Raw genomic sequence first — 16497 nt, forward strand, 5'->3', positions numbered from 1 at the left:
GGGGACCCCGGTATCGATCCAGTGCCGGGGCTCCCCCTTTTTTTGCCTCGTCCGCCTCCAGGCGCCTCCGGTGTGCCGTCGGTCAGTCGTGCCAGGCGCCGAAGTCCTCCAGGAGGCGCTGGAGGGGTTCGAAGACACCGGGGGCGCCCGCGACCGTCAGATCGCGTGACGGGCGCTCTCCGGGGCGTCCACCTGTCCGCGCGCCCGCCTCTCGCGCGATCAGGTCACCCGCGGCGACGTCCCAGGCGTTGAGACCCCGCTCGTAGTAACCGTCGAGGCGGCCCGCCGCCACATCGCACAGGTCGACCGCAGCCGAGCCGCCGCGCCGGATGTCACGCAGCAGCGGGATCAGCTGCCGGACCACCTCGGCCTGGTGGGCCTTGACCTCGGCGACGTAGTTGAAGCCCGTGGACACCAGGGCCTGGTCCAGGGGCGGCGCCGGGCGGACGGCGAGCCGGCGGTCGCCCTCCCAGGCCCCGGTGGCCCAGGCTCCCCCGCCGAGCACCGCGTGGTACGTCTCGCCGCGCATCGGCGCCGCGACCACCCCGACGATCCGCTCGCCGTCCCGCTCGGCCGCGATGGAGACGGACCAAGTAGGCAGCCCGTACAGGTAGTTGACCGTGCCGTCGAGCGGGTCGATGACCCAGCGGATACCGCTGCTGCCCTCGCTGGAGGCGCCTTCCTCGCCGAGGAATCCGTCGTCCGGGCGGCGGGCGGAGATCACGTCGGTGATCAGCTTCTCCGCCGCGATGTCCATCTCCGTGACGACGTCGATGGGGCTGGACTTGGTGGCGGCGACCGCGAGATCGGCCGGCCGGCCGTCCCGCAGCAGCTCTCCCGCTCGGCGTGCCGCCTCCTGGGCGAGCTCGAGCAGTTCGGGCAGCAGGGGGTCGCTCACAGGAGTCCTCACGCGTAGGGGCTGTCGGCGCCCGCGGCTGCGGGCTTGGGGGCACGGGACGGGCAGCAGCCCACAGGGCAGAGGTCGCGGGTCGCGCCGAGCGCGCCCAGGGCGCACGGTGTGATGTCCTGCCCGCTCTCGGCGGCGGCGCGCTCCAGGACGAGTTCACGGATCGCGGCGGCGAAGCGCGGATCGGCGCCCACGGTCGCGGAGCGGCGCATGGGCAGGCCCAGTTCCCGCGCCTTCGCCTTGGCCTCCGTGTCGAGGTCGTACAGGACCTCCATGTGGTCCGACACGAACCCGATCGGCGCGATCACGACGGCCGGGGCACCGGCGCCGTGCAGCTCCTCCAGGTGGTCGCAGATGTCGGGCTCCAGCCACGGGATGTGCGGGGCTCCGGACCGCGACTGGTAGACGAGCCGCCAGGGGTGGTCGACGCCGGTCCGCTCCCGCACCGCGTCCGCGATCAGCTGTGCGGTGTCCAGGTGCTGCTTCACGTACGCCCCGCCGTCCCCGTGGTCCTCGACCGGCCCGGAGGTGTCGGCGGACGCGGTCGGGATGGAGTGGGTCGAGAAGGCGAGGTGCGCGCCGTCCCTGACGTCGTCGGGGAGGTCGGCGAGGGAGGTGAGCACGCCCTCGATCATGGGCTCCAGGAAGCCCGGGTGGTTGAAGTAGTGCCGCAGCTTGTCGACCTGGGGCAGGTCGAGGCCCTCGCTCTCCAGGGCGGCCAGGGAGTCCGCGAGGTTCTCGCGGTACTGGCGGCAGCCCGAGTACGAGGCGTACGCGCTGGTGGCGAGGACGAGGACGCGGCGTCTGCCGTCCTGGACCATCTCGCGCAGGGTGTCGGTCAGATACGGGCCCCAGTTGCGGTTGCCCCAGTAGACCGGCAGGTCCAGACCGTGGTCCGCGAAGTCCTTGCGCAGGGCGTCCAGGAGGGCGCGGTTCTGGTCGTTGATCGGGCTGACCCCGCCGAACAGGAAGTAGTGCTGTCCGACTTCCTTGAGGCGTTCCTTGGGGATGCCCCGCCCTCGTGTCACGTTCTCCAGGAACGGAACCACGTCGTCCGGGCCCTCGGGACCGCCGAAGGAGAGCAGGAGCAGGGCGTCGTAGGGGGTGGCGTCGAGCGCATCTCGCATGGTTCCGATCCTGCCACCCCCCTCTGACAGCGGGAATCCCGGCCCGTCCCCGCAGGTGCGCCGGGTTCGCCGACCCGTAAGCTGTGTTGGCTTCCTTCACGCCTTACTCGCGTGTCCGTCACGCCTTACCGGATCGACCGGAGACCGCCGTGCCCAGCCCCTACCGCGCCCTGTTCGCCGCCCCCGGCTCCGGGCGCTTCACCGCCGCGGGGTTCCTCGGCCGGATGCCCATGTCGATGATGGGCATCGGCGTGGTCACGATGGTCTCCCAGCTCACCGGCCGCTACGGGCTCGCCGGCGCCCTCTCCGCGACCATCGCCCTCGCCGCCGCGGTGGCGGGCCCGCAGGTCTCGCGCCTGGTCGACCGGTACGGGCAGCGCCGCGCCCTGCGTCCCGCGACGCTCTGCGCGCTGCTGGCCTCGGCCGGGCTGTTGCTCGCCGCGCACTTCGAGTGGCCGGACTGGGTGCTGTTCGTGTGCAGCGCCGGCATCGGCTGCGTCCCGAGCGTCGGCGCGATGACCCGGGCACGCTGGGCGGCCCTCTACCGGGACACCCCTCAGCTGCACGCCGCGTACTCCTTCGAGTCCGTGATGGACGAGGTGTGCTTCATCGTCGGGCCGATCGTCTCGATCGGACTGTCGACGGTGTGGTTCCCGGAGGCGGGGCCGTTGCTCGCCGCCTGCTTCCTGGCGGTCGGCGTCTTCTGGCTGACGTCCCAGCGCGGGACCGAGCCGAAGCCGCATCCGCGCGCGCAGGGCAGGAGCGGCTCGGCGCTGCGCGCCCCCGGTCTCCAGGTCCTCGTGGTCACCTTCACGGCCACCGGTGCGATCTTCGGGGCCGTCGACGTGGTCACCGTCGCCTTCGCCGAGGAACAGGGGCACAAGGGCGCCGCGAGTGTTGTGCTGGCTCTCTACGCGGCGGGCTCCTGCATGGCGGGAGCCGTGTTCGGGCTGCTGCGCCTCCCGGGAGCCCCGGAACGCCGGTGGCTACTGGGCATATGTGCGATGGCCGTGAGTATGATCCCGTTCCTACTGGTCGGAAACTTGCCGTTTCTGGCCGTGGCGCTGTTCGTTGCGGGTCTGTCCATCGCTCCCACGATGATCACGACCATGTCCCTCATCGAACGGCACGTACCACGCGCGCAACTGACCGAGGGCATGACCTGGGTGACCACCGGGCTCGCGGTCGGCGTCGCGCTCGGCTCCTCCGTGTCCGGCTGGGTGATCGACGCCGCCGGCGCGAGCGCCGGGTACGGGGTTCCGGTGGCGTCCGGGGCCGTCGCGGTCGCGGTCGGTTTCCTCGGGTTCCGCCGGCTGAAGAGACCGGCTCCGCGTCGGGGAGGCACCGTTGAGCAGCACAGCGAGCGGCAAGAGCGGCACGTGGCGTAACTGGGCGGGCAACGTCACCGCCCGGCCCGTCCGAGAGGTCACGCCCGCTTCCGTGGAGGAGCTGGCGGAGGCCGTGCGGACGGCAGCCGCGGACGGCCTGAAGGTGAAGGCCGTCGGTACCGGGCACTCCTTCACGGCGACGGCCGCCACCGACGGGGTGTTGATACGCCCTCAACTGTTGACCGGAATCCGCAATATTGACCGCGCGAACATGATGGTCACGGTAGAGGCGGGGACTCCGCTCAAGAGACTCAACATGGCTCTCGCGCGCGAGGGCCTGTCGCTCACGAACATGGGCGACATCATGGAGCAGACGGTCTCGGGTGCCACCAGCACGGGCACGCACGGCACCGGCCGCGAGTCGGGTTCGATAGCCGCTCAGATCAGAGGGCTCGAGCTGGTGACGGCGGACGGTTCGGTGCTCGTCTGTTCCGAGAAGGAGAACAGCGACGTCTTCGCGGCGGCCCGGGTGGGCATCGGCGCCCTGGGGATCATCACCGCGATCACGTTCGCCGTGGAGCCCCTCTTCCTGCTCACCGCCCGCGAGGAGCCGATGACCTTCGACAAGGTCACCAGCACGTTCGACGAACTCTGGGCCGAGAACGAGCACTTCGAGTTCTACTGGTTCCCGCACACCGGCAACACCAACACCAAGCGCAACAACCGCAGCGCGGGCCCCGAGAAGCCGGTCAGCCCGATCAGCGGCTGGATCGAGGACGAGTTCCTCTCCAACGGCGTCTTCCAGGTGGCGCAGTTGGTCGGCCGCACGGTGCCCGCCACGATCCCGACGATCGCCCGGATCTCCAGCAAGGCCCTGTCCGCGCGGACGTACACCGACATCCCGTACAAGGTCTACACATCCCCGCGCCGGGTGCGCTTCGTGGAGATGGAGTACGCCGTTTCGCGCGAGGCCCTGGTGCCGACGCTGCGCGAACTCAAGGCGATGGTCGACCGGTCGGACATGCGGATCAGTTTCCCCGTGGAGGTGCGGACGGCCCCCGCGGACGACATCGCGCTCTCCACGGCCTCGGGCCGTGACAGTGCCTACATCGCCGTCCACATGTTCCGCGGGACGCCCTACCAGGGGTACTTCACCGCCGCCGAGCGCATCTTCACGGCGCACGAGGGACGGCCGCACTGGGGCAAGGTGCACACACGGGACGCGGAGTACTTCGCCGGCGTCTACCCGCGCTTCGGTGAGTTCACCGCCCTGCGGGACCGGCTCGACCCGGAACGCCTGTTCCAGAATGACTACTTGCGGCGGATTCTCGGCGCGTAGCGAAGCAATTGGTTCCGTTTCCGACGTTTACGCGAACCTCGCTGCGTCCGAGGTCACGGAACCGGCGGGAGAACGGCCAACTCGCACTCCCCGGCAGGAATTGGGTGGCGTGCCAATCCACGCACGTGGCCCAAATGGAGTACTGTTGCGAGCCCTGGGTCCGGTCTCCCGCCTGGGCGTCCGGGGCCTTCCAGGATCGCCAAGAGGGAGCTCGTTGCACAGGGTGACGGAGTTTGTCACTTAGCGTTGCGAATAGATAACCGTGGCATAACGGCGTTCTCGGGCCCCTGCCCGACACGCCGGGCAACTCGGCAAGGTTGTGGCAGGCTGCACCCGGGCAGGCCACACTCGACTAGCGGAAGCAGCGACGCACGTGACGTCGGCAGGCACCACCCGGGAGGTCCCCATGCCCGAACTGCGTGTCGTGGCCGTCTCTAACGACGGCACACGGCTGGTGTTGAAGGCTGCGGACAGCACGGAGTACACGCTTCCGATCGATGAGCGTCTGCGCGCCGCCGTCCGCGGCGACCGTCCCCGCCTCGGCCAGATCGAGATCGAGGTGGAGAGCCATCTCCGCCCCCGCGACATTCAGGCACGCATACGTGCAGGTGCGTCCGCGGAGGAAGTGGCGCAGCTCGCCGGGATCCCCGTCGATCGCGTACGCCGCTTCGAGGGCCCCGTGCTGGCCGAGCGAGCCTTCATGGCCGAGCGGGCCCGGAAGACTCCGGTCCGTCGGCCCGGCGAGAACGCCGGCCCACAGCTCGGCGAAGCCGTGCAGGAGCGGCTGTTGATCCGTGGCGCCGACAAGGACACCGTCCAGTGGGACTCCTGGCGCCGCGACGACGGCACCTGGGAAGTCCTGCTGGTCTACCTGGTGGCCGGCGAACCCCACTCGGCGAGCTGGACGTACGACCCGCCCCGGCGGCTCGTCCAGGCCGTCGACGAGGAGGCCCGCTCGCTGATCGGCGAGTCGGACGACCTCGCGGCGCCCGAGCCCAGTTTCCCGTTCGTACCGCGTATCGCCCGGCTGCCGCGCGACCGCCCGCTGGACCGTCCGGCCCTGCCCGCGCCGTCGTCCGAGCTCACCGAGGAGAGCGCCGGCGAGCGTGACTCGCTGACCAGCCTCCTGGAAGCGGTACCGAGTTTCCGCGGCGACATGGTCGTGCCGGAACGACCCTCCTCCACCGAAGCCCCGGAGGACCCGGCACCCGAACCCGAGGTGGAGGAGCCTCCGGCTCCCGCCGCGTCGGCCGGCTCCGCGTACGCGGACGTGCTCATGCCCCGCTCGGTCGGCGCCCACCGCGACCGTCTGGTCGGCGCCACCGACCGCCAGGCCGAGGCGGACGGTGTCCGTCCCGGCCGTAGAGCGGCGGTACCGAGCTGGGACGAGATCGTGTTCGGCACACGCCGGAAGAGCAAGGAGTAGTCACTCGTACGGCCTGCTCGTACGAGTGGCTGGGGGCCGCATCCGACGGATGCGGCCCCCACCCCTGCCCACGCCCCTCATTCGGCCGAACGCCCTGACTGTCGACCGAACTGTTGAGCTACCGGGTTACTGCGGATCGGGTCCCACGGCCACCGGCCGCGTCGGATCCCCCGACCACTCCGACCACGAGCCGACGTACAGCGCGGCCGGGATCCCCGCGACCGCCAGGGCCAGGACCTCGTGGGCGCCCGAGACGCCCGATCCGCAGTACACGCCCACCGCGGTGGCGTCCGTGGCGCCCACGGTCTTGAAACGGGCCGTCAGGTCGTCCGCCGGCAGGAAGCGTCCGTCCGCCCCCACGTTCTCGTTCGTGGGCGCCGAGACGGCGCCCGGGATGTGTCCGCCGACCCGGTCGATGGGCTCGACCTCGCCCCGGTAGCGCTCCCCCGCGCGCGCGTCGAGCAGCAGCCCGGAGCGGGCCAGCGCGGCGGCACCGTCCGCGTCGAGCAGTTCCACCGCTCCCGGCACCGGCGTGAAGTCGCCCTCGGCGGGCGCGGGTACGTCCGTGTCGAGCGCCCCCTCCCAGGACGGCAACCCGCCGTCGAGGACCCGCACGTCCGGGTGACCCGTCCAGCGCAGCAACCACCAGGCGCGGGCCGCCGCCCAGCCCTGTCCGCCGTCGTACACGACGACCGGGACGCCGGACGAGACGCCCGCGCGGCGCATGGCGGCGCCGAACACTTCGAGGTCGGGCAGCGGATGCCGGCCGGCCGGTCCCGCCGCCGAGGCGAGTTCCCGGTCCAGGTCGACGAAGACGGCGCCCGGGAGGTGCCCGGCCGCGTACTCGGCACGCCCGTCGAAAGGCGCCGCGCCGTCCGCTGTGACGACGCTGAGCTGCCAGCGGATGTCGAGCAGGACCGGCAGGCGGGAACCGGCCAACTCGTTCACTAGTTCGGGTGCGGAGATGATGGCGTTCATGGCTCCATCCTTGCGCACGGGGTGGCCGCGGCGGCCCGCTCGGGCTACTCTCCCGCCCGACAGGTTCGATCACGTGGCGTACGGGATCGGACACATGCTGTACGACTGATGGGCACTGTGCGGCAATCGCGCGGAGACATCCGGGAAGCGGCGGTTCGGGCACCCTCGGGACGAGGACGCCCGGAGGCGGCTCGGCCCGGACGCGCGGTACCGCGCGTGGTGCGAGCATCGGTACGGAGCGTTCGTGCACGCCAGACCGGCAGCACGGGCACGTTCTGACGTACGCAACGGAGCACGCCCCACGACGGCGTGCGTCAAATCCGCCGACGGGGCGGACAGCGGAAGTGACACGGCCACCGCGAGGGGTCGAGGAGAGAGTGACGATGACCGAGGCACGGGAGTCGGCCGGCCGGAGCAGCGAGACACACGCCCGGCACGCGCCCGGTACACCCTGCTGGGTGAGTCTGATGGTGCACGGAGTGACGGCGACCCAGGATTTCTACGGGGAGTTGTTCGGCTGGGAGTTCGAGCTGGGGCCCCAGCAACTCGGCTGGTACGTACGGGCCCTGCTGGACGGCCAGGAGGTGGCCGGCATCGGTCAGCTGCCACCGGACCGCCACCTCCCGGTGGCCTGGACGCCGTACCTCGCCTCGGACGACGTGGACCTCACCGCGGAGATGATCCGGCACTCCGGCGGCACCGTGGGGGTGGGCCCCCTGGACGCGGCGGACGCCGGCCGGCTGGCGATCGCCTCCGACCCGATGGGGGCGGTGTTCGGCATCTGGCAGACCGTCGCCCACCTGGGCACGGGCATCACCGGTGTCCCCGGCACCCCCGCCTGGAACGAGCTGGTGACCCGCGACTCGTCGAGCGTCGCCAAGTTCTACAAGACCCTCTTCGGCTACGAGGAGGAGCCCGTGGTGTCGGCGAACTTCGACTACGTGACACTGCACCTCGAGGGCCGCCCCGTCGCCGGAATCCACGGTGTGGGCAACTTCCTGCCCCGCGGCCGAGGACCGCACTGGATGACGTACTTCGAGGTCTCCGACACGGACGCGGCGACCGTGCGGCTGGTGGACCTGGGCGGCCATGTCGTCAAGCCCCCGCACGACACCCCACACGGCCGCGTGGCGACGGTGGCGGACCTGGAAGGGGCGGTGTTCTCGCTGATCCAGGGGGGCCGCTGACGGCCCCCCTGGAGGGCCTCTACGCGGGTCGCAGGACGCTGTGGATCGCCGCCTCGCCGGCAGCGAAGATCGAGTCCTCGCGCACCCGCGCCCCCGGGCTCGGCGCGTGCATCATCATTCCGTCGCCGACGAAGATGCCCACGTGACCGACATGGCCCAGCTCGCCGTGGAAGAACACCAGGTCACCGGGGAGGATGTCGGCGACGTTGATCGCCATGCCGGCGCTCGCCTGCTCGTGCACGGCACGCGGGAGTGCGACTCCGGCGGCCTTCCAAGCGGCCTGGATGAGACCGGAGTTGTCGTACGACCCCGGGCCGGCCGCGCCCCAGACACACGGTCTGCCGATCTGCGCGCGGGCGAAGGCGACCGCCTTCGCGGCCTTCGCACCGGACTCCACGACGAACGCGATGCCGTTGCCGATGCTCCCGCCGGTCACCACGGCCGGGTACGCATCGGTGCCGAAGTAGTGGGTACCCGTGCCGTAGGACGTCTGCGTGCCGTGCGGCGGCGTGTGCGTTCCGTACGAGGTGTCTGTGACGTAGGGCGCGGGCGTCTCCGTCACGGGGAACGGGTCGGCGACGGGGAACGGTTCGGTGACGAGGGGGAGTTCGGTGACGAGGGCGTAGTCCCCGTCGCGGAGCGTGCCCGCGTAGAGGGGCGTGCCCGCGTCCAGGGACGGGTCCGCGCTCCGGCCCACCGACTGGGGCAGCTGCCACTGCTCGGCGGGCTGGGGGCGATTCTGGGCCACCGGGTCGGGGAGGCGCCAGTTGTCCTCGGCGGGCAGGGGGCCCGCCGCCGGGAAGGCAGCGGTGCCCTGGGAAGGCGACGGGAACCAACTGGGCTCAGTCGAAAGGGCGTTCAGTTCCCGCGGAGCTGCCTGCCGTGGCGCGGGCACGGCCGGCAGAACGGCCATGGGCGCGGCGGTCGGTTCGGCGACCGGTGCGGCCGACAGCGCGGCCATGGGCACGGGCCGCAGCGTGGCCGTCGGCCCCGCGGGCAGTGCGGCCACAGGTCCGCCGGTCAACTCCGGCACGGGACGGGCGGCCGGCTCGGCGGGAGGAGCGGCGGGCCGCGCGGGGCGGGCCTCCGGCGCGCGGGCCGGTCTGCGGTCCGCGGGCAGTACCGCCGGCATGGTCGGGCCCAGCTGGGCGCGCCCCACGTCGAACCACGGACGGGCGACCTCGTCGAGGGCGGGATCGGAGCGCCTGCGCGCGGTGTCGGGCGCCGGGTTGATCCGCTTGCGTATCCCGAGCCTCATCGCACGGGTGGCGTTGAAGGTCCCGGTGAAGCTCTCAGCCTGGTCGTAGAGGCTGTTGATCCGCTGCTGGACCTCTTCACGGCTCGGCCCATCATCTCGGGTTCGTTCCGGCGCCATGCGGGACGAGCTCCTTCCGTGGTACGTCCTCTCAGCCAACTGTCAGGTGCGACAGCAGGTTTGAGAATGTGTCGGAGGTCAACTTAGCCAACTTGTGCGCTTCAGGTGAAGGTTGAAGCACGAAATGCCCGATACGTTATTGTGACCTTCATCGTATCGACCGTACGAGGGAGCCGCGCCGGATGTCCGGCGCGGCTCCCGTGGGTGTGCGCCCGATGTGGTGGCTGCCCGGTGACGCTAGGCGATCAAAGCGACCACCATGGCGATCAGCCCGATCGCCACCAGCGCCACCACCACCGTGATGAGGACGAGCGGCATCGCACCCCAGCCCTTGCGCAGCTCGGTCTGCGGATGGGAGATGCCGGACGTGCCACCTGCCTCGGCGGGTGGGGTCTCACCGGGTGGCACCCCGCCGCCGGGTTCGAGTCCTGGCGTCTGTGACGGCTCGGGATCAGGGCTGGTCATGACGCATCCTCCTCTCAGTTCTGGGCCGGCTATGGCCGCTTGGCCTTGGGCCGACCGTGCTGGTGGTCATGCCGTGAGGCGACAGGTGACTCCGCTCCGCCCTCGCTCGTGCCCGGCGGCAGCTCTGCCAGAGGGAGTCCCTTCACTGGTTGGAACGCGCGGCGCTGATGTCGCCGAGGGCCGAGTCGGGATCGCGTTCCATGGCCAGGTCGCCGATGGAGACGATGCCCACGGGGTGACTCTCCTGATCGACTACCGGCACGCGGCGGACGGAATGCTCGCGCATCACGTGCACCGCGGCGGCAAGGTCGTCGTCGGGGCCGACCGTGACCAGGTCCTCGCTGCACGCCTGGGCCACCGTCGTACGGTCCGGGTCGCCGCCTTCGGCCAGCGCGCGCACCACCAGGTCACGGTCGCTGACCAGCCCGCGCAGCCGGTCACCCTCGGTGACCAGCACGGCACCGATGCCCTCGTCACGCATCATCCGGGCCACCGCCTGCACTGACGTCTGCGGTTCGACGGTCGTCAGGTCGGCCGTCATGACGTCGCGGACATGCTGAGTCATGGAAAACATCCCTCCGTGGAGTGGGGCGGTGCTGTTCACCGCCGTGCAGCCGCCGAGTACCCGCACGCGGCCGGCGCTCCCATTTCGTTTCCGACGGCTCCCGCCTGGGACGGTCCGCCATCCCGGACCGTCTCCGGCCGCCCGCTCCGTCGGCACGGGGCTCGCACGGCGAGCTGTGGGAGCCTGGTAAGCAAGGAACCAGCCGTGGTTCTGCTCCTGGAGCCACGCCGCCCGCGCCGGCGGCGGCGGAGGGCACGCACATGGTGCCGGGCTTCGGAGGCCGGATCTTTGCGCGGCACCTGCCACGCGCCCGGCAGTGAGCTTGTGACTGCCGAGGGCTGCCACCCCCTGTGAAACGGGTCGGCACATGCGAAAGCCCTACAGCATCCATCTGGCCGTGTGGGGCTCCTCGGCCGTCCTCACCATCTGCCACGCGCGCCGTACGTGGGCCGCCGACCGCTCCGAGCTGTCCTTGCGGTACGTCCTCGGCACTCTTCCGGCCACCACGACAATGATCTTCTTCGACTACGAACACGGGCCCCGTCGACCGCACGACCGCAACCGGGCCTTCCGCGTCGTCCACGCGTACGCGGCCAGCCACTCCGTGTACCTGGTGGCCATCGGCGCTCCCGTCCTGCCCGGGGCGGTCCCCTCCGGCCACACACCGCCGCCGCCTTCGGCAGAGGCGTCGGCAGCGGCGGTCGGCGCGCTGCGCCGGGACGTCGCGTCCCGGGTACTGCGCCAGCAGGCGGCCGGCATCCGCCTCGCCCGCCACGGCTGCCACCCCTGCGGCCTTCACCGACGCCGGGAGCGGTGACCGCGCGCGGCGGCAGTTCGACAGCGGCGCGACGGGGGCGTCCGGTTGCCGACGTTTCAGCCTGGCGCGGGAGCGGTGTCCGGGGCGGGACCGAGCAGCACGTCGGCCGCACCGCGACGGCGGCGGCAAGGCGGCCGGGAGCGGCCGGCACGATGTCGTGGGCCGGCATGTTCCGCCGCAGCGCCCGCGGGCACGGCACCACCGTCAGCAGGTCACCGAGTCCCCGGGCGCGCAGGTCCAGTACCTGGGGACGGGTGCCGGACTCAGGAGGGCCCTGGGTGCGCGAGGGGGTGGCGGGGCCGTCTTCGCTCACGGAACCTCCTGGGACGAAACTCGCGCGGTTCTCGCCCGGACGGGCCTCGTCGGCCCCGGGCACCGGTCAGGGCCAGGACGGTTCCCTGCGTGGTACGACGACCAGCTCCGCGAGGGCGCTGCCGACCGGAACGGACAACGCGTACAGCACCGTGTCGGCGACGACCTCCGGGCTCTGCAGCATCGAGGTGTCGGCGTCGGGGAACCGTTCCATGATGAAGGCGGTCTCCATTCCGCCGGCGATGATCCCCGTCACGCCGATGCCCTCGCAGTCGCGCTGGGCCTCCTTGAAGAGGGTGTGCGTGAACGCCCGCAGGCCCGATTTGCTCGCCGCGTAGGGTCCGGCCTCGGTCCAGGTCCGGTTGGCCGCGGTCGAGAGAATGTTGACGATGTGGCCGCCGCCCTGGCCCACCATGCGGCGGTACGCCTCCAGGCATAGGTACATCGGTCCGAGCAGGTTGGTCGTCACCACCCGGGAGACCTCGTCCGCGGTGAGGTGTTCGGCCGACTTCGAGACGTCCACCGCGGCGTTGTTGACGAGGATGTCCACCCGCTGGCCGGCCTCGTCGACGTCCTCGAAGACATCGGCGACCGCCCCCGGGTCGCACACGTCCAGGCTCACGGAGCGGGCCCGCCCGCCCTGGGCCGTGAGGTCCTCGCACAGTTCCTTGGCCAGGTCGTGGCGTACGTCCGCCACGACGACGGAGGCCCCAGCGGCGGCCAGCCGGCGGGAGATGGCGGCTCCCAGGCCGCGGGCCCCGCCGGTGACCAACGCCTGCTTCCCGCTCAGATCCGTGTACGACGCGCCACTCATCCGCATGCCTTCCGTCTACCGTCTCCGGCCCGCCCGGGCGTTGTGCCCCGTGCGGGCATTCCGTCTCCACTGTCACCAACGGGAGCGTCTGAGGCACGCCGGGTTAGGCCGCAGGGCGGCACCCGGGCGTCCCAGCCCGTCCGGGGAGCGGCACGACGTCCCGCGCGGAGGTTCGGGCGTCCGGCTGTGAGCAAAGCCACCGCCGGGCCCCGAGGCCGGGCGGGACAAGGGCCGTGGGCTGCGGCGGAGCCGGCGGGAGAGACCGGTCACGCAGGCGGCTCGGGAAGGTCTGTCAGCATGGTCCGGGACCGATTCCCCCTTTCGTCGGGCGCCGTCGCGCCGACGTGTGGAACGCCCTTTCCCCGCCTGTCCGCCGTCCTCGCGTCCCCCGGGTATGTCTTCTGTGTCTGCGTCCGTCTCCTCTTCCGTCCTGCCTCCGGCCGTCGCCGCCGCGCCTTCCCGCTCGCCGTGGCGTTCACTGCGTCACCGCAGCATGCGGTGGTGGGCCGTCGCCAACTTCATGTCCAACATCGGTACGTGGATGCAGCTCACGGTGCAGAACCTGCTCGTGCTCCAGATCACCGGATCGGCCGCCGCGACCGGACTGTCGGTCTCCGTACAGGCGGCCCCCGGCCTGCTGTTCGGCCTGCTGGGCGGTGCGGTCGTCGACCGCTGGCCGCGCAGGCTCACCGCCGCCGTGGGGCAGGCGCTCCTGGGCGTGGTGGCCCTCGTGACGGCGGTCCTGGTCGTCCTCGGCCGGCTCGACCTGCCGGTGCTGCTGGTCCTCGCGGCCGTCACCGGCCTGATCGCCACCGTCGACGGGCCCGCCTGCGCCCTGCTGGGCAACGAACTCGTGCCGGCCGACGACCTGCCCTCGGCGATCGGAATCGGCTCGCTCGTCCACAGTGCCGGGCGGCTCGTCGGCGCCGCGCTCGCCGGGGTGGCCGTCGGCCTCCTCGGTACGTCGGTGGCCTATGTGGCGAACGGGGTCTCCTTCCTCTTCGTCGCCTGCGTGATCCCGTTCCTGAGGCCCGCGGACCCCGGGGCAGCGGTTCGTGCCCCGGCCCCCGCCGGGAAGGCGCCGTCAGGGCCGGCCGGCGAGGGCGGCTGCGGTGCTCGCGAGGGTCTGGCCTTCTTCATGCGCCGTCCCCGGCTCGTCGCGCTGGCCGCGCTCAACGGGATCGGCGCGCTGTTCGGCCGCAACTACTCGCTCACGCTGGTCGTCCTGGTCACCGGGCCACTGGCGGGGGACGCGGCGGCCTTCAGCCAGGTGTCCCTGGTCCTCGCCGTGGGCGGCATCATCGGCGCCGTCCTGGGCGCGCGGCTGCGCAGGCCCGGCGTACGGCTGGTGGGAGTCCTCACAGTCGCCGGGGCGCTGCTCCAGGTCCTGGCCGGCCTGTCGCCCTCCCTGGCCGTGCTCCTCGTCCTCGTCCTTCCGATGGCCATGGCGGAGTCCGTCGGGGACACCGCGCAGTCCACGGTGCTGCAGACCGACCCGCCGCCCCCTATGCGCGGCCGCGTCCTGGGGGCGTGGTCCAGCATCCGCACCGTGTGGGGGCTCGCGGCGCCGCCCTTGCTGGGACTGATGATGGAGCTGGCCGGCGTGCGCGCCGCTCTGGTGGCGGGCGGACTGGTCGTGACCGCGGCCGTGGCGGCGGGCTACCTGCTCCGCGGCCACGGTGTTCGCCGGGTCGCGCGCGGCCGGGTACCGGAGGTCGCCGTGCCGCTCCGCGCCGGCCTGGGGACGGCGGCCTGACCGCAGCCGGACGTGCACTGCGGCTCAGGGGGCGGTACGGGCGCCGGCGGCGGCGCGCGCCGCACGGTCGGCGAGGCCGGTGGTGGACCGGCCGTCGAGGTACGGCAGGACGACGGTCTGGCCTCCCCAGCCGCGCAGTACCCCTGCCTCCGGCAGCGCTTCGGCCGAGTAGTCGCCGCCCTTGACCCACACGTCGGGCCGCAGCGCGCGCAGCAGGTTCTGCGGGGTGTCCTCCTCGAAGGCCACCACGGCGTCGACACTGCCGAGTGCCGCCAGCACTCTCATACGGTCCTCCAGGGGGTTGAGCGGGCGGCCCGGCCCCTTCAGACGCCGCAGCGAGGCGTCCGAGTTCACACAGACGATCAGGCAGTCGCCGATACGTCGTGCGCTGTCGAGGAGGCCCACGTGGCCGGCGTGCAGCAGGTCGAAGCAGCCTCCGGTGGCGACGACGGTGCCGCCGCCGACCCTCACGCGCGCGGCGAGTTCGAACGCGTCGCCCGCGGCGGAGCCCGCGCGCCCGTCCGGTCCGCCGGTCCGCCAGATGCCGGGGTCGGCCGCGCCGCCGGCCGCGACGAAGGCGGCGGCGCCCGCCACCGCCCGTTGCACCGCTTCCTCGGGCAGGGCACCCTCCGCGAACGCGACGGCGGCGAGGGCGGCGAAGCAGTCCCCGGCGCCGCACGGATCTCCCGTGGCGGGGTAGGGCACCGGCACGAGCATCGGCGCCGCGGAGCCGGGGCGGGTGAGCAGAGCGCCACGGTCTCCCAGGGTCACGGCGACCGACACCGCGTGCCAGCGTTCCGCCAGCTCGGCGCCGCGACGGGCCTGTTCGGCGAGTGAGTGCCCGTCGCCCGGGGCCAGCGCGGCGGCCTCGGCCTCGTTCGGGGTCACCAGGCGGGCTCCGGGGACGGGAGGGCCGCCGCGCGGGTGCGGATCCCACACCAGCGGCGTCCGTCGGGCCGCGTCGGCCAGCAGCGGCCGTACGGCGTCGGCGGTGCCCCTGCCGTAGTCGGCGACGAGGACGGCGTGCGCCCCGGCGAGGGCTTCGCGGACGGCCGAGGGGGCCGGGCCGACCTCGCCGCCGCCACGGTCCACCCTGACGAGGGGCCGGCCACCGGCCAGTACCCGGACCTTGACCGGGAGCGTTCCGCGCAGCGGGAGTTCCACCAGCCGGACCCGCCCGCGCAGCGCCTCGCGCACCGTGTGGCTGGCCTCGTCCTCGCCGAGCGCCGTGACCAGGACGACGTCTCGGCCGGTCCGGGCGGCCAGGCCGGCGGCAAGTCCGGCGCCGCCGGGGCGGGAGACGTCGGCGGTGACGTCGACGACGGGCACCGGGGCGTCGGGCGCCAGCCGGTCCACGACTCCCCGTACGTCACGGTCGAGCAGGGCGTCGCCGACCACGACCAGCGGTCCGGTGGCGTTCACGGCGTCCTCCCGAGGACGGAGACCCCCGGCCGGGGCGCCTTGCTCCCGGCGGTCCGGACGGTGGCGGGGCCGGTCGCGGCGGAAGTGGTCGCGGCGAGCGCGGCGTCGAAGTACTCGCACACCAGGTGCACGGCCACCAGGTGGGTCTCCTGGACGGTCGCGGTGGTCTCGGCGTCGACGCACAGTGCCTGGTCGGCCGCCTCCGCGAGCGGATTCGGGGAGGCGCCGGTCAGGGCCCAGACCTCCACACCGGCCGCGCGGGCCGTCATCGCGGCGGAGAGCAGGTTGGTGCTGCGTCCGGAGGTGGAGAGCAGGAGCAGGACGTCGCCGTGGCGGCCGTGCGCCGCCACTTGGCGGGCGAAGACGTGCTCGAATCCGTAGTCGTTGCCGATGGCCGTCAGGCTGGACGTCTCGGCGTGCAGGGATATGGCCGAGTAGGCGGCGCGTTCCTCGCGGTAGCGCCCGACCAGTTCAGCGGTCAGGTGTTGCGCCTGGGCGGCGCTGCCGCCGTTTCCGGCGGCCAGCAGCCGGCCCCCGGCGGGCAGTACCACGGCGAGCCGCTCGCCCCAGTGGGCGAGTTGGCCGAGGCCATGGACGCGCAGGCGTTGGAGGGCGTGCTGGAGCGACTGGCAGTGCTGGTGCGCTGCCTCGTGCAGGGGGTTCTGGCTCATGGCGTCGG

Annotated in this window: 15 protein-coding genes; 6 read left to right on the forward strand and 9 right to left on the reverse strand. The window is 72.4% G+C overall.

Translation table 11 applies throughout. From position 1 onward, the window contains the following. Window positions 1-82: 82 nt before the first annotated feature. Together ADL01_RS20560 and ADL01_RS20565 are read right to left on the reverse strand one after the other, a co-directional pair. The gene (locus tag ADL01_RS20560; RefSeq protein WP_053743481.1) at window positions 83-898 is read right to left on the reverse strand and encodes an inositol monophosphatase family protein; all 816 of its coding nucleotides are present in this window, start codon (window positions 896-898) and stop codon (window positions 83-85) included. An 8-nt stretch (window positions 899-906) separates the two neighbouring features. Continuing rightward, entirely contained in the window at window positions 907-2034 is a 1128-nt protein-coding gene (locus ADL01_RS20565) for a ferrochelatase (protein WP_053743482.1), read from the reverse strand. A gap of 149 nt (window positions 2035-2183) precedes the next feature. Between ADL01_RS20565 and ADL01_RS20570 the strand changes: the two genes are divergently transcribed. The 3 genes from ADL01_RS20570 to sepH all read left to right on the forward strand — a co-directional run bounded on the left by ADL01_RS20570 (window position 2184) and on the right by sepH (window position 6127). After that, complete coding sequence (locus ADL01_RS20570; protein ID WP_053743483.1) at window positions 2184-3422, forward strand: MFS transporter; 1239 nt, start codon at window positions 2184-2186, stop codon at window positions 3420-3422. Beyond that, the gene (locus ADL01_RS20575; protein ID WP_053743484.1) at window positions 3382-4701 is read left to right on the forward strand and encodes a D-arabinono-1,4-lactone oxidase; all 1320 of its coding nucleotides are present in this window, start codon (window positions 3382-3384) and stop codon (window positions 4699-4701) included. Before ADL01_RS20570 ends, ADL01_RS20575 begins: the two co-directional genes overlap by 41 nt. 406 nt (window positions 4702-5107) lie before the next feature. Beyond that, complete coding sequence (sepH, locus tag ADL01_RS20580) at window positions 5108-6127, forward strand: septation protein SepH (protein WP_053743485.1); 1020 nt, start codon at window positions 5108-5110, stop codon at window positions 6125-6127. Window positions 6128-6253: 126 nt separating this feature from the next. On the opposite strand, the gene ADL01_RS20585 is transcribed toward sepH, so the two are convergent. Beyond that, a complete protein-coding gene (locus ADL01_RS20585) occupies window positions 6254-7105 on the reverse strand; it encodes a sulfurtransferase (protein WP_053743486.1) in 852 nt (283 codons plus the stop codon). Window positions 7106-7488: 383 nt separating this feature from the next. On the opposite strand from ADL01_RS20585, the gene ADL01_RS20590 reads away from it, so the two are divergent. Then, window positions 7489-8292 (forward strand): VOC family protein, encoded by an 804-nt coding sequence (locus tag ADL01_RS20590; protein ID WP_053743487.1) that lies wholly within the window; start codon window positions 7489-7491, stop codon window positions 8290-8292. A gap of 19 nt (window positions 8293-8311) precedes the next feature. Here ADL01_RS20590 and ADL01_RS46400 read toward each other — a convergent pair whose 3' ends face one another. The 3 genes from ADL01_RS46400 to ADL01_RS20605 all read right to left on the reverse strand — a co-directional run bounded on the left by ADL01_RS46400 (window position 8312) and on the right by ADL01_RS20605 (window position 10697). Further along, complete coding sequence (locus ADL01_RS46400) at window positions 8312-9667, reverse strand: C40 family peptidase (protein WP_053743488.1); 1356 nt, start codon at window positions 9665-9667, stop codon at window positions 8312-8314. Window positions 9668-9904: 237 nt separating this feature from the next. Next, window positions 9905-10132 (reverse strand): DUF6480 family protein, encoded by a 228-nt coding sequence (locus tag ADL01_RS20600; protein WP_053743489.1) that lies wholly within the window; start codon window positions 10130-10132, stop codon window positions 9905-9907. A gap of 142 nt (window positions 10133-10274) precedes the next feature. After that, window positions 10275-10697, reverse strand: a complete 423-nt coding sequence (locus tag ADL01_RS20605; RefSeq protein ID WP_053743490.1) for a CBS domain-containing protein — start codon at window positions 10695-10697, stop codon at window positions 10275-10277. Window positions 10698-11064: 367 nt separating this feature from the next. Here ADL01_RS20605 and ADL01_RS44815 point away from each other — a divergent pair, with 367 nt between their 5' ends. Then, the gene (locus ADL01_RS44815; protein WP_053743491.1) at window positions 11065-11514 is read left to right on the forward strand and encodes a hypothetical protein; all 450 of its coding nucleotides are present in this window, start codon (window positions 11065-11067) and stop codon (window positions 11512-11514) included. 379 nt (window positions 11515-11893) lie between these two features. Here the strand turns inward: ADL01_RS44815 and ADL01_RS20615 are convergent, their stop codons facing one another. After that, complete coding sequence (locus ADL01_RS20615; protein ID WP_053743492.1) at window positions 11894-12640, reverse strand: SDR family oxidoreductase; 747 nt, start codon at window positions 12638-12640, stop codon at window positions 11894-11896. Between the two features lie 493 nt (window positions 12641-13133). Here ADL01_RS20615 and ADL01_RS20620 point away from each other — a divergent pair, with 493 nt between their 5' ends. Beyond that, window positions 13134-14396 carry an MFS transporter gene (locus ADL01_RS20620; protein WP_053743493.1) on the forward strand — a complete coding sequence of 421 codons (1263 nt, stop codon included), beginning with the start codon at window positions 13134-13136 and terminating at the stop codon, window positions 14394-14396. A gap of 24 nt (window positions 14397-14420) precedes the next feature. Here ADL01_RS20620 and rfaE2 read toward each other — a convergent pair whose 3' ends face one another. Next, window positions 14421-15818 (reverse strand): D-glycero-beta-D-manno-heptose 1-phosphate adenylyltransferase, encoded by a 1398-nt coding sequence (gene rfaE2, locus ADL01_RS20625; RefSeq protein ID WP_053743494.1) that lies wholly within the window; start codon window positions 15816-15818, stop codon window positions 14421-14423. After that, window positions 15815-16489 carry a D-sedoheptulose-7-phosphate isomerase gene (locus tag ADL01_RS20630; RefSeq protein WP_053743495.1) on the reverse strand — a complete coding sequence of 225 codons (675 nt, stop codon included), beginning with the start codon at window positions 16487-16489 and terminating at the stop codon, window positions 15815-15817. Before ADL01_RS20630 ends, rfaE2 begins: the two co-directional genes overlap by 4 nt. Window positions 16490-16497: the final 8 nt, after the last annotated feature.

It is taken from the genome of Streptomyces sp. NRRL WC-3618 (assembly GCF_001280005.1).
In the GTDB taxonomy this organism is placed as follows: domain Bacteria; phylum Actinomycetota; class Actinomycetes; order Streptomycetales; family Streptomycetaceae; genus Streptomyces.

Excerpts from the sequence above, each read along its gene's own strand:
- ADL01_RS20565 (WP_053743482.1), bottom strand. The coding sequence starts at position 2,034 with ATGCGAGATGCGCTCGACGCCACCCCCTACGACGCCCTGCTCCTGCTC.
- sepH (WP_053743485.1), top strand. The coding sequence starts at position 5,108 with ATGCCCGAACTGCGTGTCGTGGCCGTCTCTAACGACGGCACACGGCTG.
- ADL01_RS20585 (WP_053743486.1), bottom strand. The coding sequence starts at position 7,105 with ATGAACGCCATCATCTCCGCACCCGAACTAGTGAACGAGTTGGCCGGT.
- ADL01_RS20590 (WP_053743487.1), top strand. The coding sequence starts at position 7,489 with ATGACCGAGGCACGGGAGTCGGCCGGCCGGAGCAGCGAGACACACGCC.
- ADL01_RS46400 (WP_053743488.1), bottom strand. The coding sequence starts at position 9,667 with ATGGCGCCGGAACGAACCCGAGATGATGGGCCGAGCCGTGAAGAGGTC.
- ADL01_RS20600 (WP_053743489.1), bottom strand. The coding sequence starts at position 10,132 with ATGACCAGCCCTGATCCCGAGCCGTCACAGACGCCAGGACTCGAACCC.
- ADL01_RS20605 (WP_053743490.1), bottom strand. The coding sequence starts at position 10,697 with ATGACTCAGCATGTCCGCGACGTCATGACGGCCGACCTGACGACCGTC.
- ADL01_RS44815 (WP_053743491.1), top strand. The coding sequence starts at position 11,065 with ATGCGAAAGCCCTACAGCATCCATCTGGCCGTGTGGGGCTCCTCGGCC.
- ADL01_RS20615 (WP_053743492.1), bottom strand. The coding sequence starts at position 12,640 with ATGAGTGGCGCGTCGTACACGGATCTGAGCGGGAAGCAGGCGTTGGTC.
- ADL01_RS20620 (WP_053743493.1), top strand. The coding sequence starts at position 13,134 with ATGCGGTGGTGGGCCGTCGCCAACTTCATGTCCAACATCGGTACGTGG.
- ADL01_RS20630 (WP_053743495.1), bottom strand. The coding sequence starts at position 16,489 with ATGAGCCAGAACCCCCTGCACGAGGCAGCGCACCAGCACTGCCAGTCG.